Source organism: Planktothrix sp. FACHB-1365, from assembly GCF_014697575.1.
Lineage (GTDB): Bacteria > Cyanobacteriota > Cyanobacteriia > Cyanobacteriales > Microcoleaceae > Planktothrix.
In genome coordinates this window covers 14,686-29,653 of the sequence record NZ_JACJSC010000037.1, presented here as the reverse complement: position 1 = coordinate 29,653, position 14,968 = coordinate 14,686, and the positions used below count along the sequence as shown (strand labels likewise).

The 14,968-nt window shown below is 42.5% G+C and carries 11 protein-coding genes; 6 read left to right on the top strand and 5 right to left on the bottom strand.

Annotation, left to right across the window (positions count from 1 at the left end):
* The first annotated feature begins 40 nt into the window (after positions 1-40).
* On the top strand, positions 41-727 hold the full coding sequence (locus H6G57_RS25430; RefSeq protein WP_190523737.1) for a diacylglycerol/polyprenol kinase family protein: 687 nt from the start codon (positions 41-43) through the stop codon (positions 725-727).
* 100 nt (positions 728-827) lie between these two features.
* Here the strand turns inward: H6G57_RS25430 and H6G57_RS25425 are convergent, their stop codons facing one another.
* The 3 genes from H6G57_RS25425 to H6G57_RS25415 form a co-directional block, all read right to left on the bottom strand.
* The gene (locus tag H6G57_RS25425; protein WP_190523736.1) at positions 828-977 is read right to left on the bottom strand and encodes a hypothetical protein; all 150 of its coding nucleotides are present in this window, start codon (positions 975-977) and stop codon (positions 828-830) included.
* Between the two features lie 238 nt (positions 978-1,215).
* On the bottom strand, positions 1,216-1,713 hold the full coding sequence (locus H6G57_RS25420) for a 2TM domain-containing protein (protein ID WP_190523734.1): 498 nt from the start codon (positions 1,711-1,713) through the stop codon (positions 1,216-1,218).
* Positions 1,714-1,938: 225 nt separating this feature from the next.
* Entirely contained in the window at positions 1,939-3,504 is a 1,566-nt protein-coding gene (locus H6G57_RS25415) for a PQQ-binding-like beta-propeller repeat protein (RefSeq protein WP_190523732.1), read from the bottom strand.
* Positions 3,505-3,677: 173 nt separating this feature from the next.
* Between H6G57_RS25415 and H6G57_RS25410 the strand changes: the two genes are divergently transcribed.
* The gene (locus H6G57_RS25410) at positions 3,678-5,747 is read left to right on the top strand and encodes a thioredoxin domain-containing protein (RefSeq protein WP_190523730.1); all 2,070 of its coding nucleotides are present in this window, start codon (positions 3,678-3,680) and stop codon (positions 5,745-5,747) included.
* A 145-nt stretch (positions 5,748-5,892) separates the two neighbouring features.
* On the opposite strand, the gene H6G57_RS25405 is transcribed toward H6G57_RS25410, so the two are convergent.
* Together H6G57_RS25405 and hisD are read right to left on the bottom strand one after the other, a co-directional pair.
* Positions 5,893-6,324, bottom strand: a complete 432-nt coding sequence (locus H6G57_RS25405) for a universal stress protein (RefSeq protein WP_190523728.1) — start codon at positions 6,322-6,324, stop codon at positions 5,893-5,895.
* A 120-nt stretch (positions 6,325-6,444) separates the two neighbouring features.
* Complete coding sequence (hisD, locus tag H6G57_RS25400; RefSeq protein ID WP_190523804.1) at positions 6,445-7,740, bottom strand: histidinol dehydrogenase; 1,296 nt, start codon at positions 7,738-7,740, stop codon at positions 6,445-6,447.
* 353 nt (positions 7,741-8,093) lie between these two features.
* Between hisD and rpsT the strand changes: the two genes are divergently transcribed.
* The 4 genes from rpsT to H6G57_RS25380 all read left to right on the top strand — a co-directional run bounded on the left by rpsT (position 8,094) and on the right by H6G57_RS25380 (position 14,959).
* Positions 8,094-8,390 carry a 30S ribosomal protein S20 gene (gene rpsT, locus H6G57_RS25395; RefSeq protein ID WP_072718443.1) on the top strand — a complete coding sequence of 99 codons (297 nt, stop codon included), beginning with the start codon at positions 8,094-8,096 and terminating at the stop codon, positions 8,388-8,390.
* A gap of 177 nt (positions 8,391-8,567) precedes the next feature.
* Positions 8,568-9,347 (top strand): TatD family hydrolase, encoded by a 780-nt coding sequence (locus tag H6G57_RS25390; RefSeq protein ID WP_190523799.1) that lies wholly within the window; start codon positions 8,568-8,570, stop codon positions 9,345-9,347.
* Positions 9,348-9,451: 104 nt separating this feature from the next.
* Positions 9,452-12,871: a DNA-directed RNA polymerase subunit beta gene (gene rpoB, locus H6G57_RS25385; RefSeq protein WP_190523726.1), complete on the top strand. Its 3,420-nt coding sequence runs from the start codon at positions 9,452-9,454 to the stop codon at positions 12,869-12,871.
* Between the two features lie 189 nt (positions 12,872-13,060).
* Positions 13,061-14,959, top strand: coding sequence for a DNA-directed RNA polymerase subunit gamma (locus tag H6G57_RS25380; protein WP_190523724.1), 1,899 nt, complete (start codon positions 13,061-13,063; stop codon positions 14,957-14,959).
* Positions 14,960-14,968: the final 9 nt, after the last annotated feature.

Below are 14,968 nucleotides of genomic sequence, written 5' to 3'. Positions count from 1 at the left end.
TATACTAATAGTTTAGATTAATTTACACCCGATTAATTCCATGCCGAGTTTAACTGAAATTCCTTCTTTAGGATTCCAAATCACGTTAGTTGCGGTTTGGTTAGGTTTAATTTTAGTAATAGCAGAAGGACTCAACCGCATTTTTTCAGTGAATGCTGAAGTCTCCCGAAAAATTGTACATATCGGAACTGGAAATGTGATATTATTAGCCTGGTGGTTAAATATTCCCGCATGGGTGGGAATTGCAGCTAGTGTAATTTCAGGAATCATTGCCATTATTTCCTATCAAACTCCAATTCTTCCCAGTATTAATAGTGTGGGACGCAACAGTTTAGGAACGTTTTTCTATGCCATTAGTATTGGGGTTTTAATCGGTTGGTTTTGGACAATTCAACAACCTCAATATGCTGCTTTAGGGATTTTAATCATGGCTTGGGGGGATGGTTTAGCCGCCGTGATTGGTCAAAAATGGGGTAAACATCAATATTGTTTTTTAGGAAGTTGCAAAAGTTGGGAAGGTTCCCTAACCATGCTATGCGTTAGTTTTATGATTTCCCTTAGCATTTTGTTAGTTATTCAGGGAAATGATCAACCAACTTGGATAATTTCAATAGTTGTAGCCTTTGTAGCAACGACGTTAGAAACATTTTCAAAATATGGAATTGATAATCTTACTGTTCCATTTGGAAGTGCGTCCTTAGCTTTTTTTCTTAATCAAATCCTCTAAAAAGATTAATCCCCCGTAAAGTATTACGAGGGATTTAAAGTGATCTTGAAAACAAGAGAAAAAACAAGGGGTAATCACACATTCAATTGTGTTGTTATCTTTAGTGTTTCCAACGCGGATCTTTGTTGGGAGTTCCTTCAAAGGGTTGCGTACCGACTTCGGGGTAGATATCATCACTGACGACAAACATCCGTCCTGCGGCTTCCGTCAGATAGGTCATCATTTCTTTAACAGATTTTAAGATGTTCATACTGCCTCACCTCGTAAGAATCAGTCAGTCTTCTATACTTATTATTTTAGGGGAAAAATTAGAAAGTGTGTCGGTTTGCAACATTTATTTGCACTCAGTTCAAGTTTACATTTGTTTAAATTATGCAATATATTTTAATTGTTAGAAATACTTAAGCCTGAAAGGGAGAAACGGATGTAAAGAGGTAAATTTACTCATCTCTACATCCGTTTCTTGGCGAGTTCTTCTATTTTATCCGTTAAGACTGCAATCCTTTTAAAACTTTATCAGCAAAAGCATTAATAGATTTCCCAACGGTTTTTTTCAATCGCCATGCTTTGAAAGCCGTTTCATAATCGTCTCCTTCCGTTTGATAAGTTTTCCAAGCTCTGAGGGTTAAAAATAATCCCCAAAATAGAAAGACAAACGCTGCAAATCCAATACTATGAGCAATCACCAGATTAATTAAAATCAAGAAACCATTAACAATAGCAAACTGAATTAAATTTTGTTTCAGTCGATTTCGCCGATAAACATTAAAGACTAACTTTTCATCGGCTTCTTGTTTCTGTAACTGCCATTGCTGTTCAGCCAGTTCTAAATCTTGGTAAGAAATTCCTAAATCTTTAGCAATTTCTAACAAATCTTGACGAGTCATTTCCTCATTATCTTGTTTGCGACAAATGGCAATATAGAGAATTTCTTGTATATCTTCCTGTAAATAGGTACGGCTGATTTGAGTATCTGAGTTTGTCATAGCAATTATCCTAATCTCCTTATTAGAAGTCGTAGACATCAAGGTCTATTTAGAAGTGATTCTGAAAAGGTCTGAGTTCTGTTTATCGAGGACTCCAACGCCTTAACTCAGAATGACCTCTTGGAATGAATCTACTCCCCTACTTTTATAGTAACTAGACTTAGAAAATTTTGCAGAGGTTCACACCCGAAACGAGATAATGGACGCAAAGTTGGGTTTGGTAATTTAACCCAAGGTATATAATCCCCCATCCCGTCCACAAATCATAACCTGACCCTGCCAAACCACAGGAGTTGACTCGAAAGAAACCTCCGGTTTAAATCGTCCCGTTTGTTCCACTCTTAAGCGATAATATTCCCCCCGTTCGTTAGGAATTACATTGCTTTGATTGGCTCTCGCTTCTTCCCAATATAAATTAAATAAATAAACCCCATTATATCCAGCCGTAACTAATTTATAACCATCGGTAAAAATAGGCGTTGAAATCGAAGCTCCGATTTTCTCCTGTACCAAAATTATAGGGGTTTTATATTGTCCCGTTCCTAACGGCCCATTCACGGTTTTTCCGGTGGTAATCTTTTGAGATCCAATATATAAATACCCATCGATGGCATTGGTGGCAAAAATAGCCGGAAATCCATCGGGATTATATTCATCATTCAACGCCACAGAACCGATAATACCGCCATCCCAGGTATTAAAACGTTGATTTTTAGTCGGTAAAAACCATTCCACACTATCTTTCAGTTCCCGATTCGGATTTAGTTTCAAAACCCCTCCATTGCCCGGAATATATTGTTTTTCAATTGCACAGAATAACTTTCCATCTTGAGAAATAACCGCCGAACCATCAATATCTGAACCTGTATAAAAATCCCAAACAATTTTTCGGGTTTTTAAATCAATTCCATAAATATGTCCTGAACCCGATGCCATAAAAATTCGATTTCCTAACCGCGAGGGAGAAGATTCACTGACTAAATTTCCCCCATGTCGGCTACTATCTCCATCTCCATAGAGTTTTACTTCCGATAAAATTTGAGGTTGTAAAAATCCTGATTTTTTTTCTGCCGTTTTAACCGAACTATTAAGAAAATAACCAATGGCATTTTCTCCCGCATTAAAAATGACTCCATCTCCTAAATATAAAGGAGAACTATCATTATCTCGACTATAACTGGGGGTAGAACGTAAATTTAACTTCCAAAGTTCTTTTCCAGTCCTAAAGGAAATTGCCCGAAAACTGGTGGCTAATCCGCCTTTAGATAAACTGCTGCGACTGCCTTGTAAAACAACAATTTTATTCTCGTCCGTTGCTGTTTCATCAATATAAATACTGGATGTTCCTTTAATCACATCATCAAATTTATACCTCCAAATTTCCTGCTGTGTGTCTAATTCTATTTTTCTTAAATAATGATCAAATGCCCCTATAATTAAATAGGTTTTCCCTCGATCTCTTGTAATCGTCGGTTGTCCTGTCCATCCTGCCCCACTCCAAACTTTACGAGTTCGTCCGACATAAGTAACCCCGGTTCCTAATGGAAATTTATGAATTTGTTTAATATTTTCAGGCACACCTCGACCATAAAAACGCCGTTGATCATTTCCTAAATAGGTGGGGACTAAAAGTTCAATTTCTGGATCTAAAATCGATAATAATGTTTTGAATTCCTGTTGAATTTCGGCTTCTGTTGTGTTAAAATTAAACAGCTTAGAAATAGAGGGAGGAATTAATGATCCCACAGAAAAATAAGCAGCAAGTTGATTAAACTGTCGGCGAGAAACCATAATATTAAAACCCTGAATATAATAAATAATCCCCGTAGAGACGTGCCATGGCGCGTCTCCACCCAGACTTAATATTAAACCATGAATTGCTAATCAAAAAATCCATACCCAGAACAGAATCAAAATGTTAAACTAAAATCGATTGAGTCTAAAAACATCTTTAGGTATTTCTCATGGTTAATCGTCTTTCTGAATCCAAAAGTCTTTATCTTCGCAAACACGCAGAAAATCCCATTGATTGGTGGCCTTGGTGTGACGAAGCTTTAGAAACAGCACGGTTAGCCAATAAACCGATTTTTCTATCTATTGGTTATTCGAGTTGTCATTGGTGCACCGTTATGGAAGGAGAGGCATTTTCTGATCCAGGAATTGCCCAATATATGAATCAACATTTTCTCCCGATTAAAGTAGATCGAGAAGAACGGCCAGAAATTGATAGTATTTATATGCAAGCTTTACAAATGATGACGGGTCAAGGGGGATGGCCGTTAAATATATTCTTAACTCCTGACGAACGAATTCCCTTTTATGGCGGCACTTATTTTCCTGTAGAACCCCGTTATGGTAGACCTGGATTTTTAGAAGTTTTACAAGCGATTCGTCGATTTTATGACTTAGAAAAAACTAAATTGCAAGCGTTTAAAGATGAAATCATGACGCATTTGCAACAAGCTACAATCTTACCCGTTTCTGAATTAACGGAAGATTTATTACAAAAAGGATTAGAAGCTAATACCGGGGTTGTTAGCCGGAATGAATATGGGGGGCCAAGGTTTCCGATGATTCCATATACAGACATGGCATTGCGAAGAATTCGGTTTAATCTTGAGGGTCAATATGATGCTAAACAAGCTTGTACCCAACGGGGTTTAGACTTAGCATTAGGGGGAATTTATGATCACGTTGCGGGAGGATTTCATCGCTATACCGTTGACCCGACTTGGACAGTTCCCCACTTTGAAAAAATGCTCTATGATAATGGACAAATTGTTGAATATTTAGCGAATTTATGGAGTGCGGGCATTCAAAAACCGGCTTTTAAACGGTCAATTCAAGGAACTGTAGCTTGGTTAAAACGGGAAATGACGGCTCCAGAAGGGTATTTTTATGCGTCTCAAGATGCTGATAATTTTACCGCTCCCGACGAATCAGAACCGGAAGAAGGAGCCTTTTATGTTTGGCATAATAGCGAACTAGAACAAGTTTTAACTCCCGAAGAATATACCGTTTTACAAGAACAATTTACCATTACAAAAGCGGGGAATTTTGAAGGAAAAAATGTTCTACAAAGAACAAATGCAGATGAGTTCAGCCCTATTATTGAATCGGCTTTAGCCAAACTTTTTAAAGTTCGCTATGGAGAATTACCAGAAACGGTAAAAACCTTTGCTCCGGCTCGCAATAATCAAGAAGCAAAAACCCATGATTGGTTAGGAAGAATTCCCCCCGTTACGGATACTAAAATGATCGTAGCTTGGAATAGTTTAATGATTTCTGGTTTAGCCACAGCCGCGCGAATTTTGGGAGACGTTGAATATTTAGAATTAGCCACAAAAGCGACTCAATTTATTCTTAAAAACCAGTGGATAGACGGACGCTTACATCGGGTAAATTATGAAGGACAACCGGACGTTGTTGCTCAATCTGAAGATTATGCGTTATTGATTAAAGCGTTGATTGATTTACATCAAGCGAGTTTAACGGTAACACCTGATTCTGTACAGCCCGATTATTGGTTAGAACAAGCCAAAAAAGTTCAAGAAGAATTTAATAATTTACTCTGGAGTGTGGAATTGGGCGGATATTTTAATACTGCTAAAGACACAGGAGAAGATTTATTAATTCGAGAACGCAGCTATATTGATAATGCAACTCCCGCCGCCAATGGGGTCGCCATTTCTAATTTAGTCCGTCTGTTTTTATTAACCGAAAATCTGGAACTTTTAGATTTAGCTGAACAAGGCTTAACCGCCTTTAGTTCCGTGATGCAAAAATCCCCCCAAGCCTGTCCCAGTTTATTTACAGCCTTAGATTGGTATCGGAATAATACTTTAGTTAGAACTTTTCCCGAACAAATTTCAGAGTTGAGTATTCAATATTTCCCGGCTATTATTTTTAAAGCAGATAACACCCTTCCCCAGGATATTATCGGGTTAGTTTGTCAGGGATTAAAATGTAACAAACCCGCCCAAAGTTCTGAGGAAATGTTACAACAATTGCAAGCAAGTCAAACTCGTTCTTAACTTAAACGGTTGGCTGTGTGGGTTAATACCCTCCCAGCCGATTTAGTAGGGGACAAGTTAGGAATTTTCTGGGCTATTTTACTGTTGCTGTCGTCAAAAAATAGGCATCCTGTTGAACGGAGGGTTAAAAAGTCTTAACGTTCAACTAACCCTCAACTTCCTTAACCACCCAAACCGAACAATTGGCTTCCGAAACCACCTGAGAACTCACCGACCCTTGTAAAATTCGTTTGACCCCCGTTAGTCCCCGACTCCCAATGATAATCAAATCCGCTTTATAAATATTGGCTAACCGAATAATTTCCTCTGCTGGGTCACCCGCCACAATTTCAATTTCACTTTCACAATCTAACTGATCCTGATAACCTCGAAGTTGCTTTTCAATATGACGATAAGGAAACTCATCACTACCCAGATGAGGTCTATCAGCCACCAAATCAAAATCCGATGCCACCGTTGGCACCACATGAGAGAAGATCACGTTTGTTGTGGGTTGCAATTGTAGTTGGCCCAGTGCCTCAATCACAAACTTCGCAGTCGGTGAATCATCCACAGCAACCAAAATCGTATTCAGCACAGCAACGTCTCCTCTAAAACAATGGAAAAATCTGGAATTTGAAATCTAGCAGGACTCAAACTCCTATTCTAAAGGCAAGACGTTACACATCCCCATGAATGTTGAGAGAAGTCGCTGATTCTAAGGTTCCGTTCTCAGCCGTACCGAGTCCCCATGAGACGGTAAACCTTCGGCGGCGGTCAAGACTTGAATGGCGCCAGCCACCTTCTGTAAAGCCGTTGGAGAATACTGAATTAAACTCGAATGTTTCATAAAAGTTTCCACCCCTAGGGCTGATGCATAACGGGCGGCGCCCGATGTCGGTAAGGTATGGTTAGGGCCAGCTAAATAATCCCCAACGGCCTCCGGTGTGGAACAACCTAAAAAGATAGCCCCGGCATGGCGAATACTTTCGAGTAAATCCCAAGGTTCCGCCACTTCTAATTCCAAGTGTTCGGGGGCAAACTCATTGGATAATTGAGCCGCCGCCTCCAAGGATTCTACAACGACCACTAAACCATAATGGGCGATGGCTTTTTCTGTTAAGGTGCGTCGGGGATGGTTCACTAACTGTCGCTCAACCTCTGCCACCACTTGTCGGGCTAAAGCTGAATCCGTTGTTAATAAAATCGCCGCCGCTAAGGTATCGTGTTCCGCTTGGGCTAATAAATCCGCCGCCACATGAACCGGGTTCGCCAAGCTATCCGCAATCACTAAAACTTCCGATGGCCCCGCTAGGGAATCAATGCCCACGGTTCCATAAACCAATTTTTTCGCCAACGTCACATAAATATTACCAGGGCCGGTAATTACATCCACTTTCGGGATGGTTTCCGTGCCATAGGCCAAAGCAGCAACCGCTTGTGCTCCCCCAACCCGATAAATTTCATGTACCCCGGCTTCCTGAGCCGCGACTAAAACCGCCGGATTAATTTTATGATCTGGCCCTGGGGGTGTGACCATGACAATCCGAGGCACTTTGGCGACTTGAGCCGGAACCGCATTCATCAACACGGTACTAGGGTACGAAGCTTTACCCCCCGGTACATAAAGTCCAGCCCGATCAACGGGAGTATATCGTTTTCCGAGAACCACCTCGTCATTTTCAAACTGAACCCAAGACTTGGGAATCCGTTGGCGGTGAAAGGCTTCAATTTGTTTGCGGGCCAACTGGATCGCATTGAGTAATTCTTTAGACACTTGTTGGTAAGCTGCGTCTAACTCTGAACCACTCACCCGCAATTGGTCTAATGTTAAGGTCTGTTGATCAAATTCTTCCGTGTAGTGGAGAAGTGCTTTATCTCCTTGACGCCGAACTGTTTGCAGCACCTCCCGCACCGTTGCCTCTTTATGGATCATCGTGTCATCATGGGTACGGTCAGAGATCCGTCGCAATTCAGCTTGTGCTTCAACCCACTGAGTAATAATTCGCAGCATGGTGATTCGGAGTGCCAACCTTAAGAAACTAGGGCCGAGATAGGAAACAGACAACAAGGATTCACTTTCTAAGGGCTGGGCCAAACTGACCACAGTTTCAGAACTTATCCCCCTTGCTTCCTTGCCAATACTCAGGGGATACATACCCCATTGAGTATAGCATAAAAAGCTGTCCTTCTAGGATGGGGCTTGAAACCGATTTTTTTTTGCTAGAATGCCAGAATCGAGAATTTTTTGGCTTCCTGTGAGTCCATAGGAAGTGGGGTTGAATTTGACAAAATAAATGTTATAGTAGTAGGTCTGTAACTTAGTATCTCTAATCGGAATACCTGCGTCTTCTTCAACCAGAACCTATGGCCAATATTAAATCTGCTGTCAAACGAGTCGAAATTGCAGAGCGCAATCGGTTGCGTAACAAATCGTACAAGTCAGCCGTTAAAACCTTAATGAAAAAATGTCTGACCTCAGTTGATAAATACGGGGCTGACCCTACAACCGATAATCTCGCCGCCGTCAATCAACAAATGTCGGCTGCCTTTAGTAAAATTGACAAAGCTGTCAAAAAAGGGGTTTTGCATCCTAACAATGGTGCACGCAAAAAATCTCGCTTGGCAAGAGCCTTAAAGCGTCACCAAACCGTTGCTGCCTAACCCATCAGTTATCAGTAAACAGTTATCAGTAAACAGTGAAGAGTCAACAGTCAATCGTGAAGAGTCAACAGTGAAGCGTCAACAGTTGTCAATTGTGAACCCACAAGAAAGCGGGGACGAAACAACGGATTGCTGATTACTGATAACTAATAACTGATTACTGTGACTATACAGACTATGCAACTGATTGATACCCACGTTCATATTAATTTTAAAGAATTGGCATCCGACTTAGAGGCAATTCGACAGAGATGGCAAGAAGCGGGAGTCGTTCGTTTAGTCCATTCTTGTGTTCATCCTGGAGAATTTCAGGAGATACAGGATATTGCTAATCAAGTCCCCGAACTCAGCTTTGCTGTTGGGTTGCATCCGTTGGATAGCCAACTCTGGAATTCTACCTCGGCGGAAACCATAACCCAACTCGCCCAATCCGATGATAGAGTCGTTGCCATTGGCGAAATGGGGCTTGATTTTTATAAAGCCGATAACCGAGAGCAACAAATCCAGGTGTTCACCGAACAGCTAGAGATTGCCTATCGATTGAATAAACCTGTGATCATTCACTGTCGGGATGCAGCCGCAACCCTGATTCATCTCTTACAAAAATTTTGGGAACAACGGGGGACAGTTTCTGGGGTGATGCACTGTTGGGGAGGAACCCCGGAAGAACAAGAGCAGTTTCTGGCGTTAGGGTTGTATATCAGCTTTAGTGGAACCGTGACGTTTAAAAAAGCGATTGCTATTCAAGACTGCGCTCGTCAAGTTCCCTCTAATCGGATTTTAGTGGAAACAGATTGTCCTTTTCTAGCCCCTGTTCCTAAACGCGGAAAACGCAACGAACCTGCCTTTGTGCGTCATGTTGCAGAAACGGTTGCTCAACTGCGGAACATTCCCCTAGAAACCCTCTGTCAACAAACCACCCATAATGCTTGTCAACTGTTTCAATTATCAGTATAGAGACGTGCGGAGAGCCTAATACAGTTATCAAAACCTGATAACTGATAACTGATAACTGATAACTGATAACTGATAACTGATAACTGATTACTAATAACTGATAAATGGCAAATCTAACCCACAACGAACCTACTTTCTTGCTTCCTGACTTAATTGAAATTCAACGGTCAAGCTTTCGTTGGTTTTTGGAAGCGGGGCTAATTGAAGAGTTGGAAAGTTTTTCACCCATTACCGACTATACGGGGAAGTTGGAACTGCATTTTTTAGCCAAAGATTATAAACTCAAGCGCCCTAAATATGACGTTGATGAAGCCAAACGGCGGGATAGTACCTACGCCGTGCAGATGTATGTTCCGACTCGTTTAATTAATAAAGAAACAGGAGAAATTAAAGAACAAGAAGTCTTTATCGGGGATTTACCCTTGATGACTGAACGGGGAACCTTTATCATCAACGGGGCAGAACGAGTTATTGTTAACCAAATTGTCAGAAGTCCAGGGGTTTATTATAAATCTGAAATTGATAAAAACGGACGGCGGACTTATAGCGCGTCCTTAATTCCTAACCGAGGGGCTTGGTTAAAATTTGAAACCGATAAAAATGATTTAGTGTGGGTGAGAATTGATAAAACCCGCAAACTATCAGCCCAAGTTTTATTAAAAGCTTTGGGTCTTACTAATAACGAAATTTTTGATGCGTTACGCCATCCCGAATACTTTGAAAAAACCATTGAACGGGAAGGAGAATTTACCGAAGACGACGCCTTAATGGAACTGTACCGCAAACTCCGTCCAGGGGAACCCCCAACGGTAGCCGGAGGGGAACAGTTACTCAATAACCGCTTCTTCGATGCCAAACGCTATGATTTGGGTCGGGTGGGACGCTATAAACTCAATAAAAAACTGCGGCTGACCATTCCCGATACGACGCGAGTTTTGACCTCTACTGATATTCTGGCGGCGATTGATTATTTGGTTAACCTGGAATACGATATCGGCGAAACCGATGATATTGACCACTTAGGAAATCGTCGGGTACGTTCGGTGGGTGAACTGCTGCAAAACCAAGTCCGGGTTGGGTTAAACCGTTTAGAACGGATTATTCGGGAACGGATGACGGTGAGTGATGCCGATGCTTTAACTCCTGCGTCTTTGGTTAACCCCAAACCCCTTGTTGCCGCGATTAAAGAGTTTTTCGGTAGTTCTCAATTATCGCAGTTTATGGATCAGACGAATCCCTTGGCGGAACTGACCCATAAACGTCGTTTATCCGCCCTTGGCCCTGGAGGATTAACCCGTGAACGGGCGGGGTTTGCTGTTCGAGATATTCACCCTAGCCATTATGGTCGGATTTGTCCCATTGAAACCCCTGAAGGGCCAAACGCCGGGTTAATTGGGTCTTTGGCAACCTTAGCACGGGTCAACCCCTACGGATTCATTGCCACTCCCTATAATAAAGTTGAGAATGGCAAAGTCCGCCTGGATTTACCTGCGGTGTACATGACGGCTGATGAGGAAGACGATTTGCGGGTCGCGCCGGGAGATATCAGCACCGATGCCGAGGGGACAATTTTAGGGGAAATTGTTCCAGTGCGCTATCGCCAGGAGTTCACCACGACAACTCCCATGCAGGTAGACTATGCGGCGGTGTCTCCGGTACAAATTGTATCTGTAGCAACCTCTTTAATTCCCTTCCTCGAACACGATGATGCGAACCGAGCTTTGATGGGGTCTAATATGCAACGTCAAGCTGTGCCTTTGTTACGTCCTGAACGGCCCTTAGTGGGAACCGGGTTAGAGGCTCAGGCTGCCCGTGATAGTGGGATGGTGATTGTGTCTCGGACAGACGGGGAAGTCAGCTATATTGATGGCTCTCGGATTATTGTCAAATCCCTGTCGGTAGATGCCGAGTCTACTTCTAGCGAAGAAAGTTTCCTGATTCGCGAATACGACGACCTCGACCTCAAAACCAAACAGCCCTCGGTATGGAAGCAAAAATACGCTGGCTATATCGAGTACGAATTACAAAAATATCAACGTTCTAACCAAGATACTTGTTTAAACCAGCGTCCCTTGGTTTATGAAGGAGATCAAGTGGTAGCTGGACAGGTACTAGCGGATGGTTCCTCAACGGAAGGGGCAGAATTGGCACTCGGTCACAATATTTTAGTGACCTATATGCCTTGGGAAGGGTATAACTACGAAGACGCGATTTTAATTAGTGAGCGTCTGGTGCAACAGGATATTTATACTTCCATCCATGTTGAGAAGTATGAAATTGAAGCTCGACAAACCAAACTCGGCCCTGAAGAAATTACCCGTGAGATTCCTAACGTTGGGGAAGACTCCCTGCGTCAACTGGATGGGGGTGGGATTATTCGAGTGGGGGCTTGGGTTGAGTCTGGGGATATTTTAGTGGGGAAAGTGACTCCGAAAGGGGAATCTGACCAACCACCGGAAGAAAAACTCCTGCGGGCGATTTTTGGAGAAAAAGCACGGGATGTGCGGGATAATTCTCTGCGGGTTCCCAACGGAGAGAAAGGTCGGGTGGTGGATGTGCGGGTGTTTACCCGTGAACAAGGAGATGAACTTCCCCCCGGTGCGAATATGGTGGTGCGGGTGTATGTTGCCCAAAAACGCAAAATCCAAGTCGGGGATAAAATGGCCGGACGACACGGAAATAAAGGAATTGTGTCTCGGATTTTGCCCATTGAGGATATGCCTTATTTACCCGATGGTCGCCCGGTGGATATTGTGTTAAATCCTTTGGGGGTACCCAGCCGGATGAACGTCGGTCAAATCTTTGAATGTTTATTAGGGTGGGCGGGTCAAAACCTGAAAAAACGGTTCAAAGTCGTTCCCTTTGATGAAATGCACGGGTCTGAAATGTCACGGGAAACCGTTCATGCGAAATTACGCCAAGCCCGTGATAAAACCAAGAAAAATTGGTTATTTGATGAAAATTATCCGGGGAAAACCTTAGTTTATGATGGCCGCACCGGAGAACCCTTTGACCAACCCGTGACGGTGGGTATTGCCTATATGCTGAAACTGGTGCATTTGGTGGATGATAAGATTCACGCCCGGTCTACTGGCCCTTACTCGTTGGTGACGCAACAACCCTTGGGAGGGAAAGCGCAACAAGGGGGTCAACGGTTTGGAGAAATGGAGGTGTGGGCGTTGGAGGCGTTTGGGGCGGCTTATACTTTGCAGGAGTTGTTAACGGTCAAATCCGACGATATGCAGGGACGTAATGAAGCCCTCAACGCCATTGTTAAGGGCAAAACTATTCCCCGTCCAGGGACACCGGAATCCTTCAAAGTGTTGATGCGGGAGTTGCAATCTTTGTGTTTGGATATTGCGGTACATAAAGTGGAAACCACCGACGAAGGAGGAAGTCGAGATGTGGAAGTAGACTTAATGGCTGATATTCCTGCAACTCGCATGACCTACACTGCGAATAACTTTGCTCCCGCTAAACCCACTTATGACTTAAGTAGTTCAGTGGAAGAAGAAGACGAATAATCAGTTATCAGTTATCAGTCATCAGTTATCAATGAAGAGTTAAAAGTTGATAGTTAGTCGTTTATAAATGTTAGCTAAAAACCCAAAACTCATGACTGATGACTGATGACTGAAAATCTGATGATTGAAAACCTGATGACTCTTACACTGATAACTGATAACTGATAACTGATAACTGATAACTGAAACATGGCTAAACTTGAACAACGGTTTGATTACGTTAAAATTGGATTAGCGTCTCCAGAACGAATTCGTCAGTGGGGCGAGAGAACGCTGCCGAATGGTCAAGTGGTGGGAGAAGTTACAAAACCCGAAACCATCAATTACAGAACCCTAAAACCGGAGATGGACGGGCTATTCTGTGAACGAATTTTTGGCCCTGCCAAGGATTGGGAATGTCATTGTGGCAAATATAAACGGGTCAGACATCGTGGAATTGTTTGTGAACGCTGTGGCGTAGAGGTGACAGAATCCCGTGTCCGTCGTCATCGCATGGGTTATATCAAATTAGCGGCTCCTGTTACCCATGTTTGGTATCTCAAGGGGATTCCGAGTTATATGGCAATTCTATTAGATATGCCATTGCGGGATGTGGAGCAAGTGGTTTATTTTAATGCCTATGTGGTGTTAAATCCAGGCAACCATGATAGCTTGTCTTATAAACAGTTATTAACTGAAGATACTTGGTTAGAAATTGAAGACCAAATTTATAGTGAAGAATCCACTTTAACGGGTATTGAAGTGGGAATTGGGGCGGAAGCCATTGCTCGTTTATTGGAGGATATTCCTTTAGAAGAAGAAGCGGAGAAATTGCGGGAAGAAATTGCCGTAGCCAAGGGTCAAAAACGTGCCAAATTAATTAAACGGTTGCGGGTAATTGATAATTTTGTGGCTACGGGTTCTAAACCAGAATGGATGGTTTTGAATGTGATTCCCGTGATTCCGCCTGATTTACGCCCGATGGTGCAGTTGGATGGGGGACGATTTGCGACCTCGGATTTAAACGATTTATATCGTCGGGTGATTAACCGTAATAATCGATTAGCTCGATTGCAAGAAATTTTAGCGCCTGAAATTATTATCCGTAACGAAAAACGGATGTTACAGGAGGCGGTTGATGCTTTAATTGATAATGGTCGCCGAGGTCGAACGGTGGTTGGAGCGAATAATCGGCCGTTAAAATCTTTGTCGGATATTATTGAAGGGAAGCAGGGACGATTCCGCCAAAACTTATTAGGAAAACGGGTAGATTATTCGGGTCGTTCTGTCATCGTGGTGGGGCCAAAATTAAAAATGCACCAGTGCGGTTTACCTCGTGAAATGGCGATTGAATTGTTCCAACCTTTTGTGATTAATCGTTTGATTCGTCAAGGATTAGTTAATAATATTAAGGCGGCGAAAAAACTGATTCAACGCAATGATGCCAGTGTGTGGGATGTTTTAGAAGAGGTGATTTCAGGACATCCGGTGATGTTAAACCGTGCCCCGACATTGCACCGTTTAGGGATTCAAGCCTTTGAACCCATTTTAGTGGATGGTCGGGCGATTCAGTTGCATCCGTTAGTCTGTCCAGCCTTTAACGCTGACTTTGACGGTGACCAAATGGCGGTTCACGTTCCCCTGTCTATTGAATCTCAATCGGAAGCTCGACTATTAATGTTAGCCTCCAATAATATTCTATCTCCAGCGACGGGACGACCGATTGTTACCCCTAGTCAGGATATGGTTTTGGGATGTTACTATTTAACCGCAGAAAATCCCAAATTTAAAGATCAAAAAGAGCGTTATTTTGCGGATTTGGAGGATGTCATTGTTGCTTATCAACAAGGGTCTTTAGAGTTACATTCCTATGTGATGGTACGCTTTGACGGAGAAATGTTATCCGATGAAGCTGAACAGGTCAATATTGAACAGGAGGATGCTCTCACCGGGATAATTACTAAAACCTATGTGGGTAAGAAAACGGGTAAACTCTTACGTCGAGTTCGAGAAGATAAGGAGGGTAATATTCTAACTCAATATATTCGTACCACCCCAGGACGGGTGATTTTCAATAAAACCGTGTTTTCAGTCATCAATAATCAGTAGTGAGTCCTT

Excerpts from the sequence above, each read along its gene's own strand:
- H6G57_RS25430 (WP_190523737.1), top strand. The coding sequence starts at position 41 with ATGCCGAGTTTAACTGAAATTCCTTCTTTAGGATTCCAAATCACGTTA.
- H6G57_RS25425 (WP_190523736.1), bottom strand. The coding sequence starts at position 977 with ATGAACATCTTAAAATCTGTTAAAGAAATGATGACCTATCTGACGGAA.
- H6G57_RS25420 (WP_190523734.1), bottom strand. The coding sequence starts at position 1,713 with ATGACAAACTCAGATACTCAAATCAGCCGTACCTATTTACAGGAAGAT.
- H6G57_RS25415 (WP_190523732.1), bottom strand. The coding sequence starts at position 3,504 with ATGGTTTCTCGCCGACAGTTTAATCAACTTGCTGCTTATTTTTCTGTG.
- H6G57_RS25410 (WP_190523730.1), top strand. The coding sequence starts at position 3,678 with ATGGTTAATCGTCTTTCTGAATCCAAAAGTCTTTATCTTCGCAAACAC.
- hisD (WP_190523804.1), bottom strand. The coding sequence starts at position 7,740 with ATGCTGCGAATTATTACTCAGTGGGTTGAAGCACAAGCTGAATTGCGA.
- rpsT (WP_072718443.1), top strand. The coding sequence starts at position 8,094 with ATGGCCAATATTAAATCTGCTGTCAAACGAGTCGAAATTGCAGAGCGC.
- H6G57_RS25390 (WP_190523799.1), top strand. The coding sequence starts at position 8,568 with ATGCAACTGATTGATACCCACGTTCATATTAATTTTAAAGAATTGGCA.
- rpoB (WP_190523726.1), top strand. The coding sequence starts at position 9,452 with ATGGCAAATCTAACCCACAACGAACCTACTTTCTTGCTTCCTGACTTA.
- H6G57_RS25380 (WP_190523724.1), top strand. The coding sequence starts at position 13,061 with ATGGCTAAACTTGAACAACGGTTTGATTACGTTAAAATTGGATTAGCG.